The sequence below is a fragment of the Pseudomonas sp. PDM24 genome, from assembly GCF_019218905.1.
In the GTDB taxonomy this organism is placed as follows: Bacteria; Pseudomonadota; Gammaproteobacteria; order Pseudomonadales; family Pseudomonadaceae; genus Aquipseudomonas.
The window spans coordinates 645,282-670,478 of sequence record NZ_JAHUWR010000001.1 but is presented as its reverse complement, the minus strand read 5'-3'; the positions used below and the strand labels follow the sequence as shown (position 1 = coordinate 670,478).

Genomic DNA, 25,197 nt, shown 5'->3' with positions numbered 1-25,197 from the left:
CAAGTCAATACAAAACGCCCGGCTATGCCGGGCGTTTTTGTTTGCCTGCGATTTAACAACCACCTTAAATCCAATGTGGGAGCGAGCTTGCTCGCGAATGCGGTTTCACATTCAACATTGATGCAAGCTGACCCACCGCTTTCGCGAGCAAGCCCGCTCCCACAGGGGACTTATGTATTTCTCGAGGCAGCAAAAAGGCGCCAATCGGCGCCTTTTTGCTTTGCTGCGGTTTAACGTCAGGCCATTTCAGCCGTGGTCTCGAACTCGAAGGTCAGCTCGCCGTCCTTGAGGTCGATGTGTACCACACCACCATGATCGGCCAGTTCGCCAAAGAGGATCTCTTCGGCCAGTGGACGCTTGATCTTGTCCTGGATCAAACGCGCCATTGGACGAGCGCCCATTGCCGTGTCGTAGCCACTCGCTGCCAGCCAGCCACGCGCTGCGTCCGTCACTTCCAGCTGCACGCGCTTGTCTTCCAGCTGCGCCTGAAGTTCGGTAAGGAACTTGTCCACCACGCTTTTGATGACCTCATGGCTGAGGCGACCAAACTGGATAATGGTGTCCAGACGATTACGGAATTCCGGCGTGAAGCTCTTCTTGATCACTTCCATCGCATCGGACGAGTGGTCCTGATAGGTGAAACCGATCGAAGCACGTGCCGCAGTTTCGGCACCGGCGTTGGTCGTCATGATGACGATCACGTTACGGAAGTCCGCCTTGCGCCCGTTGTTATCGGTCAGCGTACCGTGGTCCATGACCTGCAACAGCAGGTTGAAGACTTCCGGATGCGCCTTCTCGATTTCATCGAGCAACAGCACGCAATGAGGCTGCTTGGTGATGGCTTCGGTCAGCAAACCGCCCTGATCGAACCCGACATAGCCTGGAGGCGCACCGATCAGACGCGATACGGTGTGGCGCTCCATGTACTCGGACATGTCGAAGCGAACCAGCTCGACACCCAACGCCTTGGCCAGTTGCCGCGCGGCTTCGGTTTTACCGACACCGGTCGGCCCTGCGAACAGGAACGAACCGACTGGCTTGTCAGGTGACTTGAGGCCGGCACGGGACAGTTTGATCGCAGTCGACAGCGAGTCGATCGCCGCATCCTGGCCAAATACCGTGAGTTTCAGGTCACGCTCAAGGTTACGCAGCAGCTCTTTGTCGGAACTGGTGACGTGTTTTGGCGGAATTCGCGCGATTTTCGCGACGATGTCCTCGACCTGAGGCACTTCGATGCGTTTCACGCGTTTCTCGATCGGCTGCAGACGCTGGTAGGCGCCCGCCTCGTCGATGACGTCGATCGCCTTGTCCGGCATGTGCCGGTCATTGATGTAACGCGAGGCCAGTTCCGCAGCGGCGCGCAGGGCTTCATCGCTGTATTCGATGTTGTGGTGCGCTTCGAAACGTCCTTTCAGGCCACGCAGGATGCCAATGGTGTCTTCCACCGAAGGTTCCGACACATCGACCTTCTGGAAGCGCCGAGCCAGGGCACGGTCCTTCTCGAAGATCCCACGGAACTCCTGGAACGTGGTCGAACCGATGCAGCGAATGTCGCCCGAAGACAGCAATGGCTTGAGCAGGTTCGACGCATCCATGACGCCACCGGACGCAGCGCCCGCACCGATGATGGTGTGGATCTCGTCGATGAACAGAATCGCCTGCGGACGTTTTTTCAGCTCATTGAGCAGCGCCTTGAAGCGCTTCTCGAAATCGCCGCGGTATTTGGTCCCCGCCAGCAAAGCCCCCAGATCGAGGGAATACACCACGCTGTTGGCCAGCAGATCCGGCACCTGGTTGTCGACAATGCGTTTGGCCAGGCCTTCGGCAATCGCGGTTTTACCCACGCCGGCCTCGCCCACCAGCAGCGGGTTGTTTTTGCGACGACGCGCAAGGATCTGCGCGACGCGCTCGACTTCCAGCTCACGGCCTACCAACGGATCGATACGACCCTGGCGCGCGAGTTCGTTGAGGTTGCTGGCATAAGCATCCAGAGGATTGCCTGAAGAAGAAGACTCACCGCCCTCGTCGTCCTGCATATCTTGTTCACCTTCAGAGTGATCGCCATGCCCTGGCACTTTGGAAATGCCATGGGCGATGTAGTTGACGACATCGATGCGCGCAACGCTCTGCTGTTTCAGCAGAAACACTGCCTGACTCTCTTGCTCACTGAAGATTGCGACCAGCACGTTAGCGCCAGTCACTTCGCGTTTGCCCGAGCTCTGTACATGAAAGACAGCACGTTGCAGTACACGCTGAAAGCCCAGGGTTGGCTGGGTTTCACGATCCTCGTCATGAAGAGGGATCAATGGCGTGGTGGAGTCGATGAACTCCTGCAGATCATGCTTGAGTTTGTCGAGGTTTGCGCCGCAGGCACGCAAAACGGTGGCGGCAGCCTCATTATCCAATAGGGCCAGCAGAAGGTGCTCGACAGTCATGAATTCATGACGCTTCGAGCGAGCCTCCTTGAAGGCAAGATTGAGGGTGACTTCGAGCTCGCGGTTTAACATAGCTTCACCTCATACCCAAGTGGTCGGCGATTAACCGTCCTTCTCGATTTCACAGAGTAGCGGATGCTGGCTTTCCCTGGCGTACTGGTTGACCTGCATGGCCTTGGTCTCCGCGATGTCGCGGGTAAACACTCCACATACTGCCCGTCCTTCTGTATGGACGGCCAGCATGACCTTGGTCGCCAGCTCGCGATTCAGGTTAAAAAACACCTCGAGCACTTCGACGACGAAATCCATCGGTGTGTAGTCATCGTTGAACAAAACCACCTTGTACATCGGTGGCGCCTGTAGAGCAGGCTTAGCCTCCTGAACAGCAATGCCTGCGGAATCGTCGTCGTGTAAATCAGGGCGATCCTGATTGAATGTTAGTCGAATCTGGCTGATTGCATGCATGGAAAGAAAGGTTCGTCAGTTGTGCAAATACAGTGGTGGGGGCTGTTATGAACGTTTTCAACTCCGACTGCCCGGTCACCTTGACTATCGGAAAATCGGTGTTACAAACAATAGAGCCCACAGTGGGTAAAAAAGGTCCGCGGAGTCAATCCTGTTTGCAAGATAGACTGCGGATTAACTGGATGATACTCCAGTGATGGAGTCTGTTGCAGAGGGATATGGGTATGGCTGTCGGTAAGGTGAAATGGTTCAACAATGCCAAGGGGTTCGGTTTCATTAACACCGACGCCAGAGAAGGTCGCGACGAGGATGGCAAGGACATCGATTTCTTTGCCCACTATTCGGCTATTGAAATGGACGGATACAAAACCCTCAAGGCTGGGCAAATTGTTAGCTTTGAGATCATCCAGGGCCCCAAAGGACTGCATGCAGTAAAGATCACATCTGTCACCTCTCCGAACGAACAGAGCGCCCCTGCCACCCGGCAGGAAACAGTGTCGAGCTGACGCTGCTCGTCATCCAGCCATAAAAAAACCGCCCGAAGGCGGTTTTTTTTGTCAGCTGGTTTACATGTGCGAGATCAACGCATCACCAAACGCGGAAGACGACAGCAGTTTCGCGCCCTCCATCAGACGTTCGAAGTCATAGGTCACGGTTTTCGCGGAGATCGCGCCGTTGGTGCCTTTGATGATCAGGTCGGCCGCTTCGGTCCAGCCCATGTGACGCAGCATCATCTCGGCGGACAGGATCAACGAACCCGGGTTGACCTGGTCCTTGCCGGCGTACTTCGGCGCAGTACCGTGGGTGGCTTCGAACATGGCCACGGTGTCGGACAGGTTGGCACCCGGCGCGATACCGATACCGCCCACTTCGGCCGCCAGGGCGTCGGAGAGGTAGTCGCCGTTGAGGTTCAGGGTCGCGATGACATCGTATTCAGCCGGGCGCAGCAGGATCTGCTGGAGCATGGCGTCGGCGATGGCGTCCTTGACGATGACGTTCTTGCCGGTTTTCGGGCTCTTGAACTGCATCCACGGACCGCCGTCGAGCAGGGTCGCGCCGAATTCTTCAGCGGCCACTTCGTAGGCCCATTCCTTGAAGGCACCTTCGGTGAACTTCATGATGTTGCCTTTGTGCACGATAGTCAGCGAATCACGGTCGTTGTCGACCACATACTGCAGAGCCTTGCGCGCCAGACGCTTGGTGCCTTCCAGGGACACCGGCTTGATGCCGATACCGCAGTTTTCGTCGAAACGGATCTTGGTGACGCCCATTTCTTCTTTAAGGAACTTGATGACCTTGGTCGCTTCCGGCGAACCGGCTTTCCATTCGATACCGGCATAAATGTCTTCCGAGTTTTCACGGAAGATGGTCATGTCGACATCGCCTGGCTTCTTGACCGGGCTCGGTACGCCTTCGAACCAGCGCACCGGGCGCAGGCACACATACAGGTCGAGTTGCTGACGCAGGGCCACGTTCAGCGAACGGATGCCGCCGCCGACCGGGGTGGTCAGAGGGCCTTTGATGGAAACTACATAATCCTTGACCGCGTCCAGGGTTTCCTGAGGCAGCCAGGTGTCCTGATCGTAAACCTGAGTCGCTTTCTCCCCGGCGTAGACTTCCATCCAGGAAATTTTGCGCTCGCCGCCGTAAGCTTTCTTAACAGCAGCATCGACAACCTTGATCATGACCGGGCTGATATCAACGCCAATACCATCGCCTTCGATGAAGGGGATGATCGGGTTGTTAGGAACATTGAGAGAATGGTCTGCGTTGACGGTGATTTTGTCGCCGACGGCTGGAACCTGAATCTTCTTGTATCCCATGCTGTACTCCATTGTTTGGATTGAACATCTGGCTGCGTTCGAGCGTACCCCAGTTAAATCGGCGCGCAAACCCTATGTTCCGCCCATCTGCCGCAAAGCTGCACAGTTCGCGACGTACAAGCCTGAAAGCAAAGGGAAAAGCGCCAAACTCAAGCACGGCGAACGACTCTACGCGTCGCACTCGCCTGCGACCTTTAGACCAATGGACGAAAAACGTTGCATATGAACCATCGGCAGATTGCCAGCTACCTATGTATAATGCCGCCGCTGACCACAGAGTCACGACGGCCGACCGCTCTATCACAAGACGTTGGGCCCGAATAAGCCGGATTGTTACCGCAGTCCACCCGCTTGACGCTCGACTGATGCACCCAACATCACCGCGAAGAAACCTCGACATTCGGCTCATGGATGACTTTGAACGAACGCGCTTACCCGGCGCCCCTCGAGTTTCTGCGCACGCTTTAGCAAAGAAGAGAGAGTTAATCCGAATATGCCCACCCGCTCGAAGATCATCTATACCTTCACCGACGAAGCCCCAGCCCTCGCCACCTATTCACTGTTGCCTATCGTAGAGGCTTTCACCGCCTCGGCTGATATCGCCGTTGAAACCCGCGATATCTCTCTTGCAGGGCGCATTCTGGCCAGCTTCCCCGAGCAATTGGGTGACAAAGCCGTAGCCGACCACCTCGCCGAACTGGGCGACCTGGCCGTTACGCCTGAAGCCAACATCATCAAGCTGCCGAACATCAGCGCTTCGGTTCCGCAACTGCAGGCCGCGATCAAAGAGCTGCAAGCCCAGGGCTTCGCACTGCCGGACTACCCGGAAACCGTGACCAGCGATGCCGACAAGCTCGCCAAGTCGCGTTACGACAAGATCAAGGGCAGCGCCGTAAATCCGGTTCTGCGCGAAGGCAACTCTGATCGTCGTGCACCGCTGTCGGTCAAGAACTACGCGCGCAAGCACCCGCACAAAATGGGCGCCTGGGCCAAAGACTCCAAGTCCCACGTCGCTCACATGAGCACCGGCGATTTCTACGGCAGCGAAAAAGCCGCCCTGATCGACGCCGCTGACGCCGTCAAAATCGAACTGATCGCTCAAGACGGCACCGCCACCGTCCTGAAAGAAAAAACCACCGTACAAGCCGGTGAGATCCTCGATTGCGCCGTTCTGAGCAAAAAAGCGCTGCGCAGCTTCATCGCGGCCGAGATCGAAGACGCCAAAGCCAAAGGCGTGTTGCTGTCGGTTCACCTGAAAGCCACCATGATGAAGGTCTCCGACCCGATCATGTTCGGCCAGATCGTTGCCGAGTTCTATAAAGACGCACTGGCCAAGCACGCTGACGTGCTGGCCCAGATCGGCTTCAACCTGAACAACGGCATCGGCGACCTGTACGCTCGCATCAAGTCCTTGCCTGCCGAGCAACAAGCTGCGATCGAAGCGGACATCCAGGCGGTCTACGCCGTTCGTCCGTCGCTGGCCATGGTCAACTCCGACAAAGGCATCACCAACCTGCACGTGCCGAGCGACGTTATCGTCGACGCCTCGATGCCAGCGATGATCCGTGACTCCGGCAAAATGTGGGGCACCGACGGTCAGTTGCACGACACCAAGGCGGTGATCCCGGATCGCTGCTACGCCACCATCTACCAAGCGGTGATCGAAGACTGCAAGGCTAACGGCGCTTTTGATCCAACCACCATGGGCAGCGTGCCAAACGTTGGCCTGATGGCGAAGAAAGCCGAAGAGTACGGTTCCCACGACAAGACCTTCCAGATCAAGGCAAATGGCGTAGTTCGGGTTTCCGACAGCGCTGGCCGCACTCTGCTGGAACAGTCGGTTGAAGCCGGCGATATCTTCCGCATGTGCCAGACCAAAGACGCGCCGATCCAGGACTGGGTCAAACTGGCCGTCAACCGTGCCCGTGCAAGCGCAACTCCGGCGATTTTCTGGCTGGACCCAATGCGCGCCCACGACGGCGTAGTGATCGAGAAAGTTCAGGCCTACCTGAAGGATCACGATACTTCCGGCCTGGACATCCGCATCATGTCGCCTGTCGACGCGATGAAGTTCACCCTGGACCGTACCCGCGAAGGCAAGGACACCATTTCGGTGACCGGCAACGTATTGCGTGACTACCTGACCGACCTGTTCCCGATCATGGAACTGGGCACCAGCGCCAAGATGCTGTCGATCGTGCCGCTGATGAACGGCGGTGGCCTGTTCGAAACCGGCGCCGGCGGTTCGGCACCGAAGCATGTTCAGCAGTTGCTGGAAGAAAACTTCCTGCGCTGGGATTCCCTGGGTGAATTCCTGGCCCTGGCTGCCTCCCTCGAGCACTTGGGTGTTACCTACAACAACCCTAAAGCACTGGTGCTGGCCAAGACCCTGGATCAGGCCACTGGCCAGTTCCTGGACAACAACAAGTCGCCATCGCGCAAAGTCGGCAACATCGACAACCGCGGCAGCCACTTCTACCTGGCGCTGTACTGGGCACAAGCCCTGGCAGCCCAGACCGAAGACACTGCACTGCAAGCGCAGTTCGGCGAACTGGCCAAAACCCTGACCGAGAACGAAGCGACCATCGTTGCCGAGCTCAACGCCGTCCAGGGCAAGCCAGTGGACATCGGCGGTTACTACCACGCCAATGCCGAGCTGATCAGCAAGGCCATGCGCCCGAGCAGCACCTTCAACGCCGCGATCGCTGCGCTGGTTTAAGGTTGTAAGGATGCAAAGAAGCCCCGGCCCAGTGCCGGGGTTTCTGTTTCTGGCGCTCACACCCTTCCAATGTGAACATTGGTCCAATGTGGGAGCGGGCTTGCTCGCGAATGCGGTTTATCATTCAACATCTTTATTGACTGACCCACCGCTTTCGCGAGCAAGCCCGCTCCCACAGGGGCCGCGTTTCACTATTCAAAATTCAAGGAAGTCTTATGGACTGGCTACCCCACATCACCGTCGCCACCATCGTCGAAGACAATGGTCGCTTCCTGATGGTCGAAGAGCTCAAGCACGGACGAACGGTGCTCAACCAACCCGCCGGCCATCTGGACCCGGACGAAACCCTGATCGAAGCCGCCGTGCGCGAAACCCTCGAGGAAACCGGCTGGGACGTCGAGCCGACCGGCGTGGTGGGCATTTATCTCTATACCGCTCCGAGCAACGGCGTGACTTATCAGCGGGTCTGCTTCACCGCAAAACCGCTCAAACACCACCCCGACTATCAGTTGGATGACGGTATCGTCGGCGCAAAATGGCTGACGCATGACGAACTGCTGCAACAGCGCGCAAACTGGCGCAGTGAGCTGATCATCCGCTGTATCGATGATTATCTGGACGGTAAACACTTCAGCCTCGAGCTGATCCGCCCTTCTCTTTAGCCTTGCGGGCTTCAGCCTGCTAGAATCGCGTCCTTTTTCAAGACACTCATTGAATCCCTATGCGTGATCCAGCCCCTTCTGACACACAAAAGAAGCGCGTCATTGTCGGCATGTCCGGCGGCGTGGACTCTTCCGTTTCCGCTCTCCTGCTGATCGAGCAGGGTTATGAGGTGGAAGGCCTGTTCATGAAGAACTGGGAAGAAGACGATGGAACGGAATACTGCACCGCCATGGATGACCTGGCGGACGCTCAGGCCGTGTGCGACAAGATTGGCATCAAGCTGCACACCGCCAACTTCGCCGCCGAGTACTGGGACAACGTGTTCGAGCATTTCCTGGCCGAGTACAAGGCCGGTCGCACGCCGAACCCGGACATCCTCTGCAACCGTGAAATCAAGTTCAAGGCGTTCCTCGACTACGCCATGATGCTCGGCGCCGACCTGATCGCCACCGGCCACTACGTGCGCCGCCGTGACATCGATGGCCGCACCGAATTGCTCAAGGGCCTGGATCCGAACAAGGACCAGAGCTATTTCCTGCACGCTGTCGGCGGCGAACAGATCGCCAAGACCCTGTTCCCGGTCGGCGAGCTGGAAAAACCCGAAGTGCGCGCGATTGCCGAGAAACACGACCTGGCCACCGCGAAGAAAAAGGATTCCACCGGAATCTGCTTTATCGGCGAGCGCCGCTTCAGCGACTTCCTCAAGCAATACCTGCCGGCCCAGCCGGGCGAGATCAAGACCACCGAAGGTGAAGTCATCGGCCGTCACCACGGCTTGATGTACCACACCATCGGCCAGCGTCAGGGCCTGGGCATCGGCGGCTTGAAAGACGCCGGTGACGAGCCGTGGTATGTGCTGATCAAAGACCTGGAACACAACGAACTGATCGTGGGCCAAGGCAATGATCACCCTTATCTGTTCTCCCGCGCCCTGCTCGCCTCGGACATCTATTGGGTCAACCCGATCGATTTGACCGAGCCGCGCAAACTGACCGCCAAGGTGCGTTATCGTCAGAGCGACCAGCCTTGCACGCTGGAGAAGACCGCCAACGGCTACCGCGCGACCTTCGATGACCCGCAACGCGCGGTCACTCCAGGCCAATCCGTGGTGTTCTACGACGGTGAAATCTGCCTCGGCGGCGGCGTGATCGAAGTGGCCGAACCCTGGACCAGCAAGGGTCAGCGTTCATGAGCCCGACTCAAGAGCAACTGACGGCCCTGGGCGGTGTGTTTCTCGCCGCCGTACTGGTCGACAAGATCGCCAAGAGCGGCCAGACCAATGAAGCCGGGCTGACCTGTATGCTCGGCAGCCTGTTGATTCGCGACCCCAAGGACACGCTGGAAGTCTATGGTGGCGACGACATCAATCTGCGTGACGGTTACCGAGCATTGATCGGCGCCTTGGAGCGCGACCCCAGCACCCTTCAGCGCGAACCTCTGCGCTACGCCCTGGCGATGCTGGGGCTGGAGCGCCAGCTGGCCAAGCGCCAAGACATGCTGGAAGTGATCGGCAAGCGTCTGCCGCAGATTCAGTCTCAGGTCGAACACTTCGGCCCGGCTCACGAAAACGTGATCGCCGCCTGTGGTGCGTTGTATCAGGACACCCTGAGCACCCTGCGCCAACGGATTCAAGTGCATGGCGACATGCGCAACCTGCAGCAACCGAGCAATGCCTCGAAGATTCGCGCGCTGTTGCTGGCCGGAATTCGATCGGCGCGCCTGTGGCGGCAGCTGGGTGGTCATCGCTGGCAGTTGGTGATCAGTCGGCGCAAGTTGCTTAAAGAGCTTTACCCGCTGATGCGCAGCAGCTGAACCGCGCCCGCAATACCGTTTTGTAGTCAGTAACGCGTAATACGCCGGTCAGTTGGCAACGGACCGGCGGATTTTTTTCATGTATGATACGCGCCCCATTTCGTTGCCCGACTGTCCGAGAACACCCCATGCAGCTCTCTTCGCTCACTGCGGTTTCCCCTGTTGACGGCCGCTACGCCGGCAAAACCCAGGCCCTGCGCCCGATTTTCAGCGAATACGGCCTGATCCGTGCTCGCGTTCTGGTTGAAGTGCGCTGGCTCCAGCGCCTGGCCGCTCACCCTGCCATCAGCGAAGTGCCGGCGTTCTCTGCCGAAGCCAACGCGGTGTTGAACACCTTGGCGGAAAACTTCTCTCTGGAGCACGCCGAGCGCGTCAAAGAGATCGAGCGCACCACCAACCACGACGTCAAAGCCATTGAATACCTGCTCAAAGAGCAGGCGGCCAAGCTGCCGGAACTGGCCAAGGTCAGTGAATTCATCCACTTTGCCTGCACCAGCGAGGACATCAACAACCTGTCCCATGCCCTGATGCTGCGCGAAGGCCGTGATGACGTGATGCTGCCGCTGATGCGCCAGACCGCTAACGCCATCCGCGAACTGGCCATCCGCTTTGCCGACGTGCCGATGCTGTCGCGCACCCACGGTCAACCGGCTTCGCCGACCACCCTGGGCAAAGAGCTGGCGAACGTGGTTTACCGTCTGGAGCGTCAGATCGCCCAAGTCGCCGCCGTTCCGCTGCTGGGCAAGATCAACGGCGCTGTCGGCAACTACAACGCTCACCTGTCGGCCTACCCTGAGATCGACTGGGAAGCCAACGCCCGCGCCTTCATCGAAGACGAGCTGGGCCTGGGCTTCAACCCGTACACCACGCAGATCGAACCGCACGACTACATCGCCGAGCTGTTCGACGCGATCGCGCGCTTCAACACCATCCTGATCGACTTCGACCGCGACATCTGGGGCTACATCTCCCTGGGTTATTTCAAACAGCGCACCATCGCTGGCGAAATCGGTTCCTCGACCATGCCGCACAAGGTCAACCCGATTGACTTCGAAAACTCCGAAGGCAACCTGGGTATCGCCAACGCACTGTTCCAGCACCTGGCGAGCAAGCTGCCGATCTCCCGCTGGCAGCGTGACCTGACCGACTCCACCGTACTGCGCAACCTCGGTGTCGGCTTCGCCCACAGCGTGATCGCCTACGAAGCCAGCCTCAAAGGCATCAGCAAGCTGGAGCTCAACCAGCAGAAGATTGCTGCTGACCTGGACGCGTGCTGGGAAGTATTGGCCGAGCCGATCCAGACTGTGATGCGCCGCTACAACATCGAAAACCCGTACGAGAAATTGAAAGAGCTCACTCGCGGCAAGGGCATCAGCCCTGAAGCGCTGCAGACCTTCATCGACGGCCTGGACATGCCTGCGCAAGCCAAGGCCGAGCTGAAACTGCTCACCCCGGCCAACTACATCGGCAACGCTGTAGCGCAAGCCAAACGCATCTGATCGACCGCTTTACCCGTTTGAGACGCCCGGCAGCGCCGGGCGTTTTTATTCCCGTCTGAAAAGTGCTTTTTTTCAATAGGTTACACATGAATCCTGATATTCCTCTTCAACTTCTGGGCGGCATCACGGCGCGCGAATTCCTGCGTGACTACTGGCAGAAAAAACCCCTGCTGATCCGTCAGGCGATCCCTGATTTCGAAAGCCCGATCGACGCCGACGAACTGGCCGGCCTTGCGCTGGAAGAAGAAGTCGAATCGCGCCTGGTGATCGAGAACGGCGAGCGTCCTTGGGAATTGCGCCGTGGTCCGTTCGCCGAAGACGAATTCAGCAAACTGCCGGAACGTGACTGGACCCTGCTGGTTCAAGCGGTCGACCAGTTCGTGCCGGAGGTCGCTGAGCTGCTGGAGAACTTCCGCTTCCTGCCGAGCTGGCGCGTCGACGATGTGATGATCAGCTTCGCCGCCCCGGGTGGCAGTGTTGGCCCGCACTTCGACAACTACGATGTGTTCCTGCTGCAGGGTCACGGCAAGCGCAACTGGAAAATCGGCCAGATGTGCGATTCCGAGAGCAAGCTGCTGCAACACGCCGACTTGCGCATCCTCGCTGATTTCGACGCCACCGACGAATGGGTGCTGGAACCAGGAGACATGCTCTACTTGCCGCCGCGTCTGGCTCACTGCGGTGTGGCCGTTGACAACTGCCTGACTTACTCGGTCGGTTTCCGCGCACCAAGCGCCTCTGAAGTGCTGACCCACTTCACCGATTTCCTCAGCCAGTTCCTGTCGGACGAAGAGCGTTACACCGACGCCGACGCCCTGCCGGCGGTCGATCCTCATCAGATCCAGCACGACGCCCTCGATCGCCTGAAAAGCTTGCTGGCCGAGCATATGAGCGACGAGCGCTTGCTGCTGACCTGGTTCGGCCAGTTCATGACCGAGCCGCGCTACCCGGAGCTGGTGGTGGGCCCGGAAGAGGTCGAAGAAGAGGACCTGCTCGCCAGCCTCGAGCAAGGCGCGATCCTGATCCGCAACCCGAGCGCGCGCCTGGCCTGGTCTGAAGTCGATGATGATCTTTTGCTGTTCGCCAGCGGCCAGAGCCGTTACCTGCCGGGCAAACTGCGCGAGCTGCTGAAAATGATCTGCGCCGCCGACTCCCTGCATACCGACAACCTTGGCGAGTGGCTGAACGACGAAGACGGTCGCGGCCTGCTGTGCGAGTTGGTCAAGCAAGGCAGCCTGGGGTTTGCTGATGAATAAAATTCACGTACGTGTCGCAGACTGGCAGAAGGACAACGCCGAGATCCGGCGCATTCGTGAGACGGTGTTCATCGCCGAGCAATCCGTTCCGCCTGAGCTGGAATGGGATGCTGATGACGCAACGGCAGTCCACTTTCTGGCCTTTGAAGGCGACTTCCCAATCGGCACCGCTCGGCTGTTGCCAGATGGTCACATCGGTCGGGTGTCGGTACTGAAGGACTGGCGCGGCTTGAAAGTCGGCGATGCGCTGATGCAAGCGGTGATCGGTGAAGCCGAGAAGCGCGGGCTGAAGCAGCAGATGCTGAGCGCGCAAGTGCAGGCCACGGCGTTCTATGAGCGCTTGGGTTTCAGCATGGTCAGTGAGGAGTTCCTGGAAGCCGGGATTCCGCATGTGGACATGGTGCGGCATTCGGTTTGAGACCGAGGTGAAGCCTTCGCGGGCAAGCCTCGCTCCTACAGGTATTCGCGTACCGTAGGAGCGAGGCTTGCCCGCGAAGAGGCCCTGAAGAAGACCCCAAAACGCCCCGCCATCAACCGATGCCGGGGCGTTTTGCTGTCTACGATTCAACTTGCCCCACCACGGGCCGACAAACTGGCAATATCAAGACTTTAAAGGCCGGAGATAACGGATATGTCCCTACGCACCCTGCTCACAACACTGCTGCTGACCTGCAGTTTTTCGGTCATGGCCGCCACCGAGATCGTGCCCCTGAACTATCGCACCAGCGCCGACCTGCTGCCGGTGGCGCAGAATTTCATCGGCAAGGACGGCCAGGTCAGCGCCTATGGCAATCAGCTCATCGTCAACGCAGAACAGCGCAAGATCGACGAACTTAAGGCCTTGATCAGCCAACTCGATGTGGCCGCCAAGCGCTTGCTGATCACCGTCGATACCAACGAAAACAACTTCCAGGGTGATCAGGGTTATTCGGTGAACGGTGCCAAGCCGAGCCAGACTCGCATCATCAACCGCAGCACCGACAGCCGCGACGGCGGTATCCAGCAGGTTCAGGCCAGCGAAGGCACACCCGCGCTGATCCAGGTCGGCCAGAGCGTGCCGCTCACCAGCACCCAGACTGACAGCTATGGCGACCTGCGCAGCCAGACCGAATACCGCAATGTCACCCAAGGCTTCTACGTCACCGCGAGCGTCACCGGCGACATCGTTCATCTGGCAATCAGTACCAACCGTGACCGGATGAGCCAGGAACGTCCCGATGTAGTGAATGTGCAAAGTACCGACACAACTGTCACGGGTCGACTGGGTGAATGGATCACCCTGGCTGGCGTGAACCGCCAGACTCAGGCCGACAAACAGGGCCAGACCCGCAGCTACTCGACTCAGGGCCGGGACGACATGACCCTGCGGGTGAAAGTCGATACTTTGGACTAAACCACCAAAAACTGACTGATTAGTCGTATTAGACTAAAGATGTAGTGCTTGAAAAAAAGCACTACAAAACGTTTGACGAGCCAAAAAAGCAAAGGCATGATGGCCTCGCTCCCGCTAATCAGAGGCCCTGGCAAGGGCTTTCGAGTCGCTGTTCGCACCTACCCCGCGAGCCGATTCGTGTCTGTACCGCCCACAAGGTGTGTTTGACGAGGTTGCCGACTGGAACGAAGTTGTCCCGAGGGACGGAAGCGTAATTAGGTAACCCGGCTCCACACTGAAGTTCGCACCAAGGCCCACGACGCCCGAATGCGCTCGCCAGTTCGCCCTTACCTGCTCACTTCCCCTCGAGCCCATCGTTCATCCCGTCGCCATCCCCGCCGAATCCGACTTGACCACCTAAGCTTCTGGTCAGCGAGCAGCCTTTTACGCCCCTTTAAAATGCGTTATCTGGCTGGAGCAGGAATTTCCACCAAGAACGACTTTTTATCAAAGACGCGACGAGGTTTATCTCCATGGCACTGACACGCGAACAGCAAATTGCAGCCCTCGAAAAAGATTGGGCTGAAAACCCGCGCTGGAAAGGCGTGACACGCAATTACTCCGCTGCTGACGTCGTCCGTCTGCGTGGCTCGGTTCAACCTGAGCACACCTTTGCAAAAATGGGCGCCGAGAAGCTTTGGAACCTGGTCACCCAGGGTGCCAAGCCGTCCTTCCGTCCTGAGAAAGATTTCGTCAACTGCATGGGCGCCCTGACCGGCGGCCAGGCTGTGCAACAAGTCAAGGCCGGTATCCAGGCGATCTACCTGTCGGGCTGGCAAGTAGCTGCGGACAACAACTCCGCCGAATCGATGTACCCGGATCAGTCGCTGTACCCGGTGGATTCGGTTCCAACCGTGGTCAAGCGCATCAACAACTCGTTCCGTCGCGCTGACCAGATCCAGTGGAAAGCCGGCAAGAACCCGGGCGACGAAGGCTACATCGACTACTTCGCACCGATCGTGGCTGACGCTGAAGCCGGCTTCGGTGGCGTACTGAACGCTTACGAGTTGATGAAGAGCATGATCGAAGCAGGCGCCGCCGGCGTTCACTTCGAAGACCAACTGGCTTCCGTGAAAAAATGCGGCCACATGGGCGGCAAGGTACTGGTTCCTACCCAGGAAGCTGTGCAGAAGCTGACTGCTGCTCGTCTGGCAGCTGACGTTGCCGGTACACCGACCATCATCCTGGCCCGTACCGACGCCAACGCAGCCGACTTGCTGACTTCCGATTGCGACCCGTATGACCAGCCATTCGTGACTGGCGAACGCACCCAGGAAGGCTTCTACAAAGTACGCGCCGGTCTCGACCAGGCCATCGCTCGCGGCCTGGCCTACGCACCGTTCGCCGACCTGATCTGGTGCGAAACCGCCAAGCCGGATCTGGAAGAAGCACGTCGCTTCGCTGAAGCGATCAAAAAGGAATACCCGGACCAACTGCTGTCGTACAACTGCTCGCCTTCCTTCAACTGGAAGAAAAACCTGGACGACGCGACCATCGCCAAGTTCCAGCGCGAACTGTCCGCCATGGGTTACAAGCACCAGTTCATCACCCTGGCCGGCATTCACAACATGTGGCACAGCATGTTCAACCTGGCGCACGACTACGCCCGCAACGACATGACTGCCTACGTGAAGCTGCAAGAGCAAGAGTTCGCTGACGCTGCCAAGGGTTACACCTTCGTGGCTCACCAGCAGGAAGTGGGCACCGGCTACTTCGACGACATGACCACCGTAATTCAAGGTGGCACGTCCTCGGTGACCGCGCTGACCGGTTCGACCGAAGAAGAACAGTTCCACTGATCTGCTTCATCTGAGTAAACGGCCGTTGCGGACCGAATAAAAGCTAACCGCAGCGCTGCACATCTGACGCCCCGACTGGTTCGGGGCGTTTTTTTGCCTGCGATTCCCCTCTCCTCTGTAGGAGCGAGGCTTGCCCGCGAAGAACGATGACGCGGTATGCCTGAAAAACCGCAGCGCATTCTTCGCGGGCAAGCCTCGCTCCTACAGACTCAGGCGGACAAAAACATTGATCCAGAGCGGTGTCGCGACCAGAAAAAGAGGGTAAAACGGGGGCGCCTGCTACTTGCAGTAACGCGCATATAAGACAACTTCCCAGCCACTCACCTGTTAAACAGTTTGAAAAGCGCGACAAATAATATTGATTATCATTTAGCGGCAAGTATGTTCGTTACGTTCCCTACAAAACATATTTGACAAAACCCCCGCTAATGCCCGAGCGGCATGGGCTACAGGGCTTTGGAGGCACGCTATGTCCTTATTCTTGTAAATAATTTCGCTATCTGAATTTTACTTGCTCGGTGTTTAGCCATAAAATCACCGCGATTGATTGCTGCGACATATCGTCACTGCTTTGTTTCTTTTCAAGCTCAGAGACCTTTGCTCTCTGTTAAGGATTTCCAGCATGCCCGAAGCGACCGGACTCATGGCCCACAACTGGGGCTTTGCCATTTTCCTTCTGGGTGTCGGCGGCCTTTGCGCCTTCATGCTCGGCGTCTCCAGCCTCCTCGGGTCAAAAGCCTGGGGCCGCAGCAAAAACGAACCGTTCGAGTCCGGCATGCTACCTACAGGTGGCGCCCGCTTGCGGCTCTCAGCCAAATTCTATCTGGTCGCGATGCTCTTCGTGATCTTCGATATCGAAGCCCTTTTTCTCTTTGCCTGGTCTGTGTCCGTCCGCGAAAGCGGCTGGACCGGATTCGTCGAAGCTCTCGTTTTCATAGCAATTCTGTTGGCAGGTCTTGTCTACCTATTCCGAGTGGGTGCCCTTGACTGGGCTCCGGAAGCTCGGCGCAAGCGGCAAGCGAAGCTGAAACAATGAGGCTTTGGCAATGCAATACAATCTCACCAGGATCGACCCCGATGCTCCTAACGAGCAGTATCCGATTGGCAAACGGGAAACCGTTTCCGATCCGTTAGAAGATCAAGTCCACAAAAACATTTTCATGGGCAAGCTCGAAGACGTGCTCAACGGCACGATCAACTGGGGGCGCAAGAACTCCCTGTGGCCGTATAACTTCGGTCTTTCGTGCTGCTACGTGGAAATGACCACCGCCTTCACGGCGCCCCACGACATCGCGCGCTTTGGCGCCGAGGTTATCCGGGCATCGCCGCGTCAGGCGGATTTCATGGTTATCGCCGGTACCTGCTTCATCAAGATGGCGCCGATCATTCAGCGTCTCTACGAGCAAATGCTCGAGCCTAAATGGGTCATCTCCATGGGTTCGTGCGCCAACTCCGGTGGCATGTACGACATCTACTCCGTCGTTCAAGGGGTGGACAAGTTCCTGCCCGTGGACGTCTACGTGCCTGGCTGCCCGCCCCGCCCTGAAGCTTTTCTGCAAGGCTTGATGCTGTTGCAGGAGTCGATTGGCCAGGAGCGTCGTCCACTTTCCTGGGTCGTTGGTGATCAAGGCGTCTATCGCGCCGAGATGCCTTCCGAAAAGGAAAAGCGCCGCGAACAGCGTATTCAGGTAACCAACCTGCGCAGCCCCGACGAAGTCTGATCCAGATCTGTTCTTACAAAGAAACGAGAAACTGGCTTCATTCTTTACGTTGACCGAAAGCGATAAATAACCATGACTACAGGCAGTGCTCTGTACATCCCGCCTTACAAGGCAGACGACCAGGATGTGGTCGTCGAACTGAACAATCGTTTTGGCCCGGAGGCGTTCACCGCCCAGCCGACCCGCACCGGCATGCCGGTGCTTTGGGTTGCCCGCGCCAAACTCGTCGAAGTCCTGACCTTCCTGCGTAACCTGCCCAAGCCGTACGTCATGCTCTATGACCTGCACGGCGTGGACGAGCGTCTGCGCACCAAGCGTCAAGGGCTGCCAAGCGGCGCCGACTTCACTGTGTTCTATCACTTGATGTCGATCGAACGTAATAGTGACGTAATGATCAAGGTCGCCTTGTCCGAGAGCGACCTCAGCGTGCCGACCGTGACCGGTCTGTGGCCGAACGCCAACTGGTACGAGCGTGAAGTGTGGGACATGTACGGCATCAACTTTGCCGGTCACCCGCACCTGACCCGCATCATGATGCCGCCGACCTGGGAAGGTCACCCGTTGCGCAAGGACTTCCCGGCCCGCGCCACCGAGTTCGACCCGTTCAGCCTGACCCTGGCCAAGCAACAGCTTGAGGAAGAAGCCGCGCGCTTCAAGCCTGAAGACTGGGGCATGAAGCGTTCCGGTGCGAACGAGGACTACATGTTCCTCAACCTGGGTCCCAACCACCCTTCGGCGCACGGTGCGTTCCGCATCATTCTGCAGCTGGACGGTGAAGAGATCGTCGACTGCGTGCCGGACGTCGGTTACCACCACCGTGGTGCCGAGAAGATGGCCGAGCGTCAGTCCTGGCACAGCTTCATTCCGTACACCGACCGTATCGACTACCTCGGCGGCGTGATGAACAACCTGCCGTATGTGCTCTCGGTCGAGAAGCTGGCCGGCATCAAGGTGCCCGAGAAGGTCGACGTCATCCGCATCATGATGGCCGAGTTCTTCCGGATCACCAGCCACCTGCTGTTCCTGGGGACTTACATCCAGGACGTCGGCGCCATGACCCCGGTGTTCTTCACCTTCACCGACCGCCAGAAGGCGTACACGGTGATCGAAGCCATCACCGGTTTCCGTCTGCACCCGGCCTGGTACCGCATCGGTGGCGTCGCTCACGACCTGCCGCGCGGCTGGGAAAAACTGGTCAAGGATTTCGTCGAGTGGATGCCCAAGCGTCTGGACGAATACCAGAAAGCCGCACTGGACAACAGCATCCTGCGTGGCCGGACCATCGGCGTCGCCGCCTACAACACCAAGGAAGCCCTGGAATGGGGCGTCACCGGTGCCGGCCTGCGTTCCACCGGTTGCGATTTCGACCTGCGTAAGGCTCGCCCTTACTCCGGCTACGAAAACTTCGAATTCGAAATCCCGCTGGCGGCCAATGGCGATGCCTACGACCGTTGCATCGTTCGCGTCGAAGAAATGCGCCAGAGCCTCAAGATCATCGAGCAGTGCATGCGCAACATGCCGGAAGGCCCGTACAAGGCGGATCACCCGCTGACCACGCCGCCACCCAAAGAGCGCACGCTGCAACACATCGAGACCCTGATCACGCACTTCCTGCAAGTTTCGTGGGGCCCGGTCATGCCGGCCAACGAATCCTTCCAGATGATCGAAGCGACCAAGGGCATCAACAGTTATTACCTGACGAGCGATGGCGGCACCATGAGCTACCGCACCCGGATTCGTACTCCAAGCTTCCCGCATCTGCAGCAGATCCCTTCGGTGATCAAAGGCAGCATGGTCGCGGACTTGATCGCGTACCTGGGTAGTATCGATTTCGTTATGGCCGACGTGGACCGTTAAGCATGAACAGCACGCTTATCCTGACAGACCGTTTCGCCCTGAGCGAAACCGAGCGCTCGGCCATCGAGCATGAGCTGCATCACTACGAAGACCCGCGCGCGGCGTCGATCGAAGCCCTGAAGATCGTCCAGAAGGAACGTGGCTGGGTGCCTGACGGCGCGCTCTACGCCATCGGCGAGATCCTCGGCATCCCGGCCAGCGACGTTGAAGGCGTGGCGACGTTCTACAGCCAGATCTTCCGTCAGCCTGTGGGCCGTCACATCATTCGCGTCTGCGACAGCATGGTCTGCTACATCGGCGGCCACGAGTCGGTGGTCAGCGAAATCCAGAGCAAGCTGGGCATCGGCCTGGGTCAGACCACCGCCGACGGTCGTTTCACCCTGCTGCCGGTCTGCTGCCTCGGCAACTGCGACAAGGCGCCGGCGTTGATGATCGACGACGACACGTTCGGTGATGTGCAGCCTGCCGGTGTTGCCAAATTGCTCGAGGGCTACGTATGACCCTGACTTCCTTCGGTCCAGCCAACCGCATCAAGCGTTCGGCCGAGACTCACCCGCTCACCTGGCGTCTGCGTGACGACGGCGAAGCCGTATGGCTCGACGAGTACCAGGCCAAGAACGGTTACGCCGCTGCGCGCAAGGCCTTCGCCGACATGGCCCAGGACGACATCGTCCAGACCGTGAAAGACTCCGGCCTCAAGGGCCGCGGCGGTGCAGGCTTCCCCACGGGCGTGAAGTGGGGCCTGATGCCCAAGGACGAATCCATCAACATCCGCTACCTGCTGTGCAACGCGGATGAGATGGAGCCGAACACCTGGAAAGACCGCATGCTGATGGAGCAACTGCCCCATCTGCTGATCGAAGGCATGCTGATCAGTGCTCGCGCGCTGAAAACCTACCGTGGCTACATCTTCCTGCGTGGCGAATACACCACCGCCGCCAAGCACCTCAACCGTGCCGTGGAAGAAGCCAAGGCAGCAGGCCTGCTGGGTAAAAACATCCTGGGCAGCGGCTTCGATTTCGAACTGTTCGTCCACACCGGCGCCGGGCGTTACATCTGCGGTGAAGAAACCGCACTGATCAACTCCCTCGAAGGCCGCCGCGCCAACCCGCGCTCCAAGCCGCCCTTCCCTGCCGCCGTGGGCGTGTGGGGCAAGCCGACTTGCGTGAACAACGTTGAAACCCTGTGCAACGTGCCGGCGATCATTGCCGACGGCGTGGACTGGTACAAATCGTTGGCCCGCGAAGGCAGCGAAGACATGGGCACCAAGCTCATGGGCTTCTCCGGCAAGGTCAAGAACCCGGGCCTGTGGGAATTGCCGTTCGGCGTCACCGGTCGCGAGTTGTTCGAAGACTACGCCGGCGGCATGCGCGACGGTTACAAGCTCAAGTGCTGGCAGCCAGGCGGCGCCGGTACCGGATTCCTGTTGCCGGAACACCTGGACGCACAAATGTATGCCGGCGGCATCGCCAAAGTGGGCACCCGTATGGGTACCGGCCTGGCCATGGCGGTGGACGACAGCGTCAACATGGTGTCGTTGCTGCGCAACATGGAAGAGTTCTTCTCCCGCGAATCCTGTGGCTTCTGCACCCCATGCCGTGACGGTCTGCCGTGGAGCGTCAAGCTGCTGCGCGCGATCGAGAACGGTGAAGGCCAAGCCGGCGATATCGAGACCCTGCTGGGTCTGGTCGGTTTCCTCGGCCCGGGCAAGACCTTCTGTGCACACGCACCGGGTGCCGTGGAGCCGTTGGGCAGCGCCATCAAATACTTCCGCCATGAGTTCGAAGCCGGCATCGCGCCTACCAGCGCCGTCGTCCCGCCTCTGGCAAAGCCGATCGTAGTCGGCGCGTAAACGCTTAAAAAAGCGAAGGGTCCGTGCCCTTCGCTTTGTCGTGTGATGACGCCGTAAACGGCTGTGTTGATTCACACGAATAACAAGATTCCATTAGCCACGCCCGCTGACACCGGGCCAACGAAGAACTTTGAACCATGGCCACTATCCACGTAGACGGCAAAGAGCTCGAAGTCGATGGGGCAGACAACCTGTTACAGGCGTGTCTGTCGCTAGGCCTCGATATCCCTTATTTCTGCTGGCACCCAGCCCTTGGCAGCGTTGGCGCTTGCCGCCAGTGCGCGGTCAAGCAGTACACCGACGAGAACGACAAGCGTGGTCGGATCGTCATGTCCTGCATGACCCCCGCCACCGACGGCAGCTGGATCTCCATCGACGACGAAGAAGCGAAAGTGTTTCGCGCCAGCGTCGTCGAATGGCTGATGACCAACCACCCTCACGACTGCCCGGTCTGTGAGGAAGGCGGTCACTGCCACCTGCAAGACATGACAGTGATGACCGGCCACAACGAGCGCCGCTATCGCTTCACCAAGCGTACTCACCAGAACCAGCAACTGGGGCCGTTCATTTCCCACGAAATGAACCGCTGCATCGCTTGCTATCGCTGCGTGCGCTTCTATAAAGACTACGCCGGCGGCACCGACCTCGGTGTATTCGGCGCCCACGACAACGTGTACTTCGGGCGCGTTGAAGACGGCACCCTCGAAAGCGAGTTCTCCGGCAACCTCACCGAGGTCTGCCCGACCGGTGTGTTCACCGACAAGACTCACTCCGAGCGCTACAACCGTAAGTGGGACATGCAGTTCTCGCCGAGCATCTGCCATGGCTGCTCCAGCGGTTGCAACATTTCCCCGGGCGAGCGTTACGGCGAACTGCGTCGCATCGAAAACCGTTTCAACGGTTCGGTGAACCAGTACTTCCTGTGCGACCGTGGCCGTTTCGGCTATGGCTACGTCAACCGCGAAGACCGCCCGCGTCAGCCACTGCTGGCCAACGGCGCCAAGCTGGGCCTGGACGAAGCACTGGATAAAGCCGCTGACCTGCTGCGCGGTCGCAACATCGTCGGTATCGGTTCGCCACGCGCCAGCCTCGAAAGCAACTACGCGTTGCTTGAACTGGTTGGCGCCGAGCACTTCTACTCCGGCATCGAAGCCGCTGAACTTGAGCGCATTCGCCTGGTTGTGCAGGTGCTCAAAGACAGCCCGCTGCCGATCCCGAACATGCGCGACATCGAAGATCACGATGCGATTTTCGTCCTCGGCGAAGACCTGACCCAGACTGCTGCGCGCATGGCCCTGGCCCTGCGTCAATCGGTCAAGGGCAAGGCCGAAGACATGGCCGACGCCATGCGCGTTCAGCCATGGCTCGATGCCGCAGTGAAGAACATCGGTCAGCACGCGCTGAACCCGCTATTCATCGCCAGCCTGGCTGAAACCAAGCTCGACGACGTGGCTGAAGAATGCGTTCACGCCGCTCCAGACGACCTGGCCCGCATCGGTTTCGCCGTGGCTCACGCCCTCGATGCCAGCGCGCCGGCCGTTGAAGGCCTGGACGCTGAAGCCCTTGAACTGGCTCAGCGCATCGCCAACGCCCTGCTCGCTGCCAAGCGTCCGTTGATCATTGCCGGTACCTCGCTGGGTTCCAAGGCGCTGATCGAAGCTGCAGCGAACATCGCCAAGGCCCTGAAGCTGCGCGAGAAGAACGGTTCCATCAGCCTGATCGTGCCAGAGGCCAACAGCCTCGGCCTGGCCATGCTCGGTGGTGACTCGGTCGACGCAGCCCTGCAAGCGGTGATCGACGGTAAGGCCGACGCCATCGTCGTGCTGGAAAACGATCTGTACACCCGTACCGACAAAGCTAAGGTCGATGCTGCCCTGAATGCCGCGAAAGTGGTAATCGTGGCGGACCATCAGAAGACCGCCACCAGCGATCGCGCGCACCTGGTGCTGCCAGCTGCCAGCTTCGCTGAAGGCGACGGTACGCTGGTCAGCCAGGAAGGCCGCGCCCAGCGTTTCTTCCAGGTCTTCGACCCGACTTACCTCGACGCAAGCATTCTGGTTCACGAAGGCTGGCGCTGGCTGCATGCCCTGCGTTCGACCCTGCTGAACCAGCCGATCGACTGGACCCAACTGGATCACGTCACCGCTGCCGTTGCTGCGAGCAAGCCGCAACTGGCGCGCATCGTCGATGCCGCACCGTCCGCCGCGTTCCGCATCAAAGGCCTGAAACTGGCTCGCGAACCGCTGCGTTACAGCGGCCGGACTGCCATGCGCGCCGACATCAGCGTGCACGAACCGCGTACTTCCCAGGACAACGACACCGCGTTCTCGTTCTCCATGGAAGGTTACTCGGGCTCGGTCGAACCGCGTCAGCAAGTACCATTCGCCTGGTCTCCGGGCTGGAACTCGCCGCAAGCCTGGAACAAGTTCCAGGACGAAGTCGGTGGTCACATCCGCGCTGGCGACCCGGGCACTCGCCTGATCGAAAGCACCGGTGATTCGCTGAACTGGTTCGCCAGTGTTCCGCGCGCGTTCAACCCGGCTCCGGGCACCTGGCAGGTCGTGCCGTTCTTCCACCTGTTCGGCAGCGAAGAGAACTCTTCCAAAGCCGCTCCGGTCCAGGAACGCATTCCAGCCCCTTACCTGTCGCTGGCCAAGTCCGAAGCCGATCGTCTGGGCGTCAATGACGGTGCCCTGCTGAGCCTGAACGTGGCTGGCCAGACCCTGCGTCTGCCGCTGCGTATCAACGAAGAGCTGGGCGCCGGTCTGGTCGCCTTGCCGGCCGGTATCGCCGGTATTCCGCCAGCGATCTTCGGCAAATCCGTTGACGGTCTGCAGGAGGCAGCGCTATGACCTGGTTCACTCCTGAAGTGATCGACGTAATCATCGCGGTCCTCAAGGCCATCATGATTCTGCTCGCCGTGGTGGTGTGCGGCGCGCTGCTGAGCTGGGTCGAGCGTCGTCTGCTCGCCCTCTGGCAGGACCGTTACGGTCCGAACCGCGTCGGCCCGTTCGGCGCGTTCCAGATCGCCGCCGACATGATCAAGATGTTCTTCAAGGAAGACTGGACCCCGCCGTTCGCCGACAAAGTGATCTTCACGTTGGCGCCGGTCGTGGCCATGAGCGCCTTGCTGATTGCCTTCGCGATCATCCCGATCACCCCGACCTGGGGCGTGGCGGATATCAACATCGGCATCCTGTTCTTCTTCGCCATGGCCGGTCTGTCGGTCTACGCGGTGCTGTTCGCCGGCTGGTCGAGTAACAACAAGTTCGCCCTGTTGGGCAGCTTGCGGGCCTCGGCACAAACCGTGTCGTACGAAGTGTTCATGGGCCTGTCGCTGATGGGCATCGTGATCCAGGTCGGCTCGTTCAACATGCGCGACATCGTTGAATACCAGGCGCAGAACCTGTGGTTCGTCATTCCGCAGATCTTCGGTTTCCTGACTTTCTTCATCGCTGGCGTCGCCGTGACTCACCGTCACCCGTTCGACCAGCCGGAAGCGGAACAGGAACTGGCCGACGGTTACCACATTGAATACGCCGGCATGAAATGGGGCATGTTCTTCGTCGGTGAGTACATCGGCATCGTGCTGATTTCGGCGCTGCTGGTGACCTTGTTCTTCGGTGGCTGGCACGGTCCGTTCGGCATTCTGCCGCAGATCCCGTTCATCTGGTTCGCACTGAAAACCGCGTTCTTCATCATGTTCTTCATCCTGCTGCGCGCCTCGATTCCGCGCCCACGGTATGACCAAGTGATGGATTTCAGCTGGAAGTTCTGCCTGCCGCTGACCCTCGTCAACATGCTGGTGACCGCTGCGGTCGTGTTGCTCAACACGCCCGCCGTCGCGGCTCAGTGAGGATAGAG

General features: G+C 59.0%; 20 protein-coding genes. 17 read left to right on the top strand and 3 right to left on the bottom strand.

The genetic code is table 11. The features are described from left to right. Nucleotides 1-236: 236 nt before the first annotated feature. The gene (gene clpA, locus KW837_RS03080) at nucleotides 237-2,507 is read right to left on the bottom strand and encodes an ATP-dependent Clp protease ATP-binding subunit ClpA (protein ID WP_007905018.1); all 2,271 of its coding nucleotides are present in this window, start codon (nucleotides 2,505-2,507) and stop codon (nucleotides 237-239) included. A 30-nt stretch (nucleotides 2,508-2,537) separates the two neighbouring features. Further along, complete coding sequence (gene clpS, locus KW837_RS03075; protein ID WP_015094394.1) at nucleotides 2,538-2,900, bottom strand: ATP-dependent Clp protease adapter ClpS; 363 nt, start codon at nucleotides 2,898-2,900, stop codon at nucleotides 2,538-2,540. A gap of 224 nt (nucleotides 2,901-3,124) precedes the next feature. Here clpS and KW837_RS03070 point away from each other — a divergent pair, with 224 nt between their 5' ends. After that, entirely contained in the window at nucleotides 3,125-3,406 is a 282-nt protein-coding gene (locus KW837_RS03070; protein ID WP_218394448.1) for a cold shock domain-containing protein, read from the top strand. 60 nt (nucleotides 3,407-3,466) lie between these two features. Here the strand turns inward: KW837_RS03070 and icd are convergent, their stop codons facing one another. Then, complete coding sequence (gene icd, locus KW837_RS03065) at nucleotides 3,467-4,723, bottom strand: NADP-dependent isocitrate dehydrogenase (RefSeq protein WP_218394446.1); 1,257 nt, start codon at nucleotides 4,721-4,723, stop codon at nucleotides 3,467-3,469. Between the two features lie 493 nt (nucleotides 4,724-5,216). Here icd and KW837_RS03060 point away from each other — a divergent pair, with 493 nt between their 5' ends. From KW837_RS03060 to nuoH, 16 genes are all read left to right on the top strand, one after another. Next, a complete protein-coding gene (locus KW837_RS03060; RefSeq protein WP_218394445.1) occupies nucleotides 5,217-7,442 on the top strand; it encodes an NADP-dependent isocitrate dehydrogenase in 2,226 nt (741 codons plus the stop codon). Between the two features lie 215 nt (nucleotides 7,443-7,657). Then, on the top strand, nucleotides 7,658-8,104 hold the full coding sequence (locus tag KW837_RS03055) for an NUDIX hydrolase (RefSeq protein WP_218394444.1): 447 nt from the start codon (nucleotides 7,658-7,660) through the stop codon (nucleotides 8,102-8,104). A gap of 59 nt (nucleotides 8,105-8,163) precedes the next feature. Then, a complete protein-coding gene (mnmA, locus tag KW837_RS03050) occupies nucleotides 8,164-9,297 on the top strand; it encodes a tRNA 2-thiouridine(34) synthase MnmA (RefSeq protein ID WP_123493781.1) in 1,134 nt (377 codons plus the stop codon). Continuing rightward, nucleotides 9,294-9,917, top strand: coding sequence for a high frequency lysogenization protein HflD (gene hflD / locus KW837_RS03045; protein ID WP_218394443.1), 624 nt, complete (start codon nucleotides 9,294-9,296; stop codon nucleotides 9,915-9,917). Before mnmA ends, hflD begins: the two co-directional genes overlap by 4 nt. A 128-nt stretch (nucleotides 9,918-10,045) precedes the next feature. Further along, nucleotides 10,046-11,416, top strand: coding sequence for an adenylosuccinate lyase (gene purB, locus KW837_RS03040; protein WP_218394442.1), 1,371 nt, complete (start codon nucleotides 10,046-10,048; stop codon nucleotides 11,414-11,416). Nucleotides 11,417-11,502: 86 nt separating this feature from the next. Then, a complete protein-coding gene (locus KW837_RS03035; protein WP_123493778.1) occupies nucleotides 11,503-12,672 on the top strand; it encodes a cupin domain-containing protein in 1,170 nt (389 codons plus the stop codon). Next, entirely contained in the window at nucleotides 12,665-13,090 is a 426-nt protein-coding gene (locus KW837_RS03030) for a GNAT family N-acetyltransferase (RefSeq protein ID WP_123493776.1), read from the top strand. The genes KW837_RS03035 and KW837_RS03030 overlap by 8 nt, the downstream gene beginning before the upstream one ends. 213 nt (nucleotides 13,091-13,303) lie before the next feature. After that, complete coding sequence (locus KW837_RS03025) at nucleotides 13,304-14,065, top strand: secretin N-terminal domain-containing protein (RefSeq protein ID WP_218394439.1); 762 nt, start codon at nucleotides 13,304-13,306, stop codon at nucleotides 14,063-14,065. Between the two features lie 512 nt (nucleotides 14,066-14,577). Then, nucleotides 14,578-15,903 carry an isocitrate lyase gene (gene aceA / locus KW837_RS03020; protein ID WP_095631551.1) on the top strand — a complete coding sequence of 442 codons (1,326 nt, stop codon included), beginning with the start codon at nucleotides 14,578-14,580 and terminating at the stop codon, nucleotides 15,901-15,903. A gap of 622 nt (nucleotides 15,904-16,525) precedes the next feature. Next, a complete protein-coding gene (locus KW837_RS03015) occupies nucleotides 16,526-16,939 on the top strand; it encodes an NADH-quinone oxidoreductase subunit A (RefSeq protein ID WP_007905050.1) in 414 nt (137 codons plus the stop codon). A 10-nt stretch (nucleotides 16,940-16,949) separates the two neighbouring features. Then, on the top strand, nucleotides 16,950-17,624 hold the full coding sequence (locus tag KW837_RS03010; RefSeq protein WP_007905053.1) for an NADH-quinone oxidoreductase subunit B family protein: 675 nt from the start codon (nucleotides 16,950-16,952) through the stop codon (nucleotides 17,622-17,624). A gap of 72 nt (nucleotides 17,625-17,696) precedes the next feature. Next, complete coding sequence (gene nuoC / locus KW837_RS03005) at nucleotides 17,697-19,481, top strand: NADH-quinone oxidoreductase subunit C/D (RefSeq protein WP_008014895.1); 1,785 nt, start codon at nucleotides 17,697-17,699, stop codon at nucleotides 19,479-19,481. A 2-nt stretch (nucleotides 19,482-19,483) separates the two neighbouring features. Continuing rightward, nucleotides 19,484-19,981, top strand: coding sequence for an NADH-quinone oxidoreductase subunit NuoE (gene nuoE / locus KW837_RS03000; RefSeq protein ID WP_007905058.1), 498 nt, complete (start codon nucleotides 19,484-19,486; stop codon nucleotides 19,979-19,981). Then, nucleotides 19,978-21,333, top strand: a complete 1,356-nt coding sequence (nuoF, locus tag KW837_RS02995) for an NADH-quinone oxidoreductase subunit NuoF (RefSeq protein WP_008014896.1) — start codon at nucleotides 19,978-19,980, stop codon at nucleotides 21,331-21,333. The genes nuoE and nuoF overlap by 4 nt, the downstream gene beginning before the upstream one ends. 137 nt (nucleotides 21,334-21,470) lie before the next feature. Then, a complete protein-coding gene (gene nuoG / locus KW837_RS02990) occupies nucleotides 21,471-24,185 on the top strand; it encodes an NADH-quinone oxidoreductase subunit NuoG (protein ID WP_218394438.1) in 2,715 nt (904 codons plus the stop codon). After that, nucleotides 24,182-25,189, top strand: a complete 1,008-nt coding sequence (nuoH, locus tag KW837_RS02985; RefSeq protein ID WP_218394437.1) for an NADH-quinone oxidoreductase subunit NuoH — start codon at nucleotides 24,182-24,184, stop codon at nucleotides 25,187-25,189. Before nuoG ends, nuoH begins: the two co-directional genes overlap by 4 nt. Nucleotides 25,190-25,197: the final 8 nt, after the last annotated feature.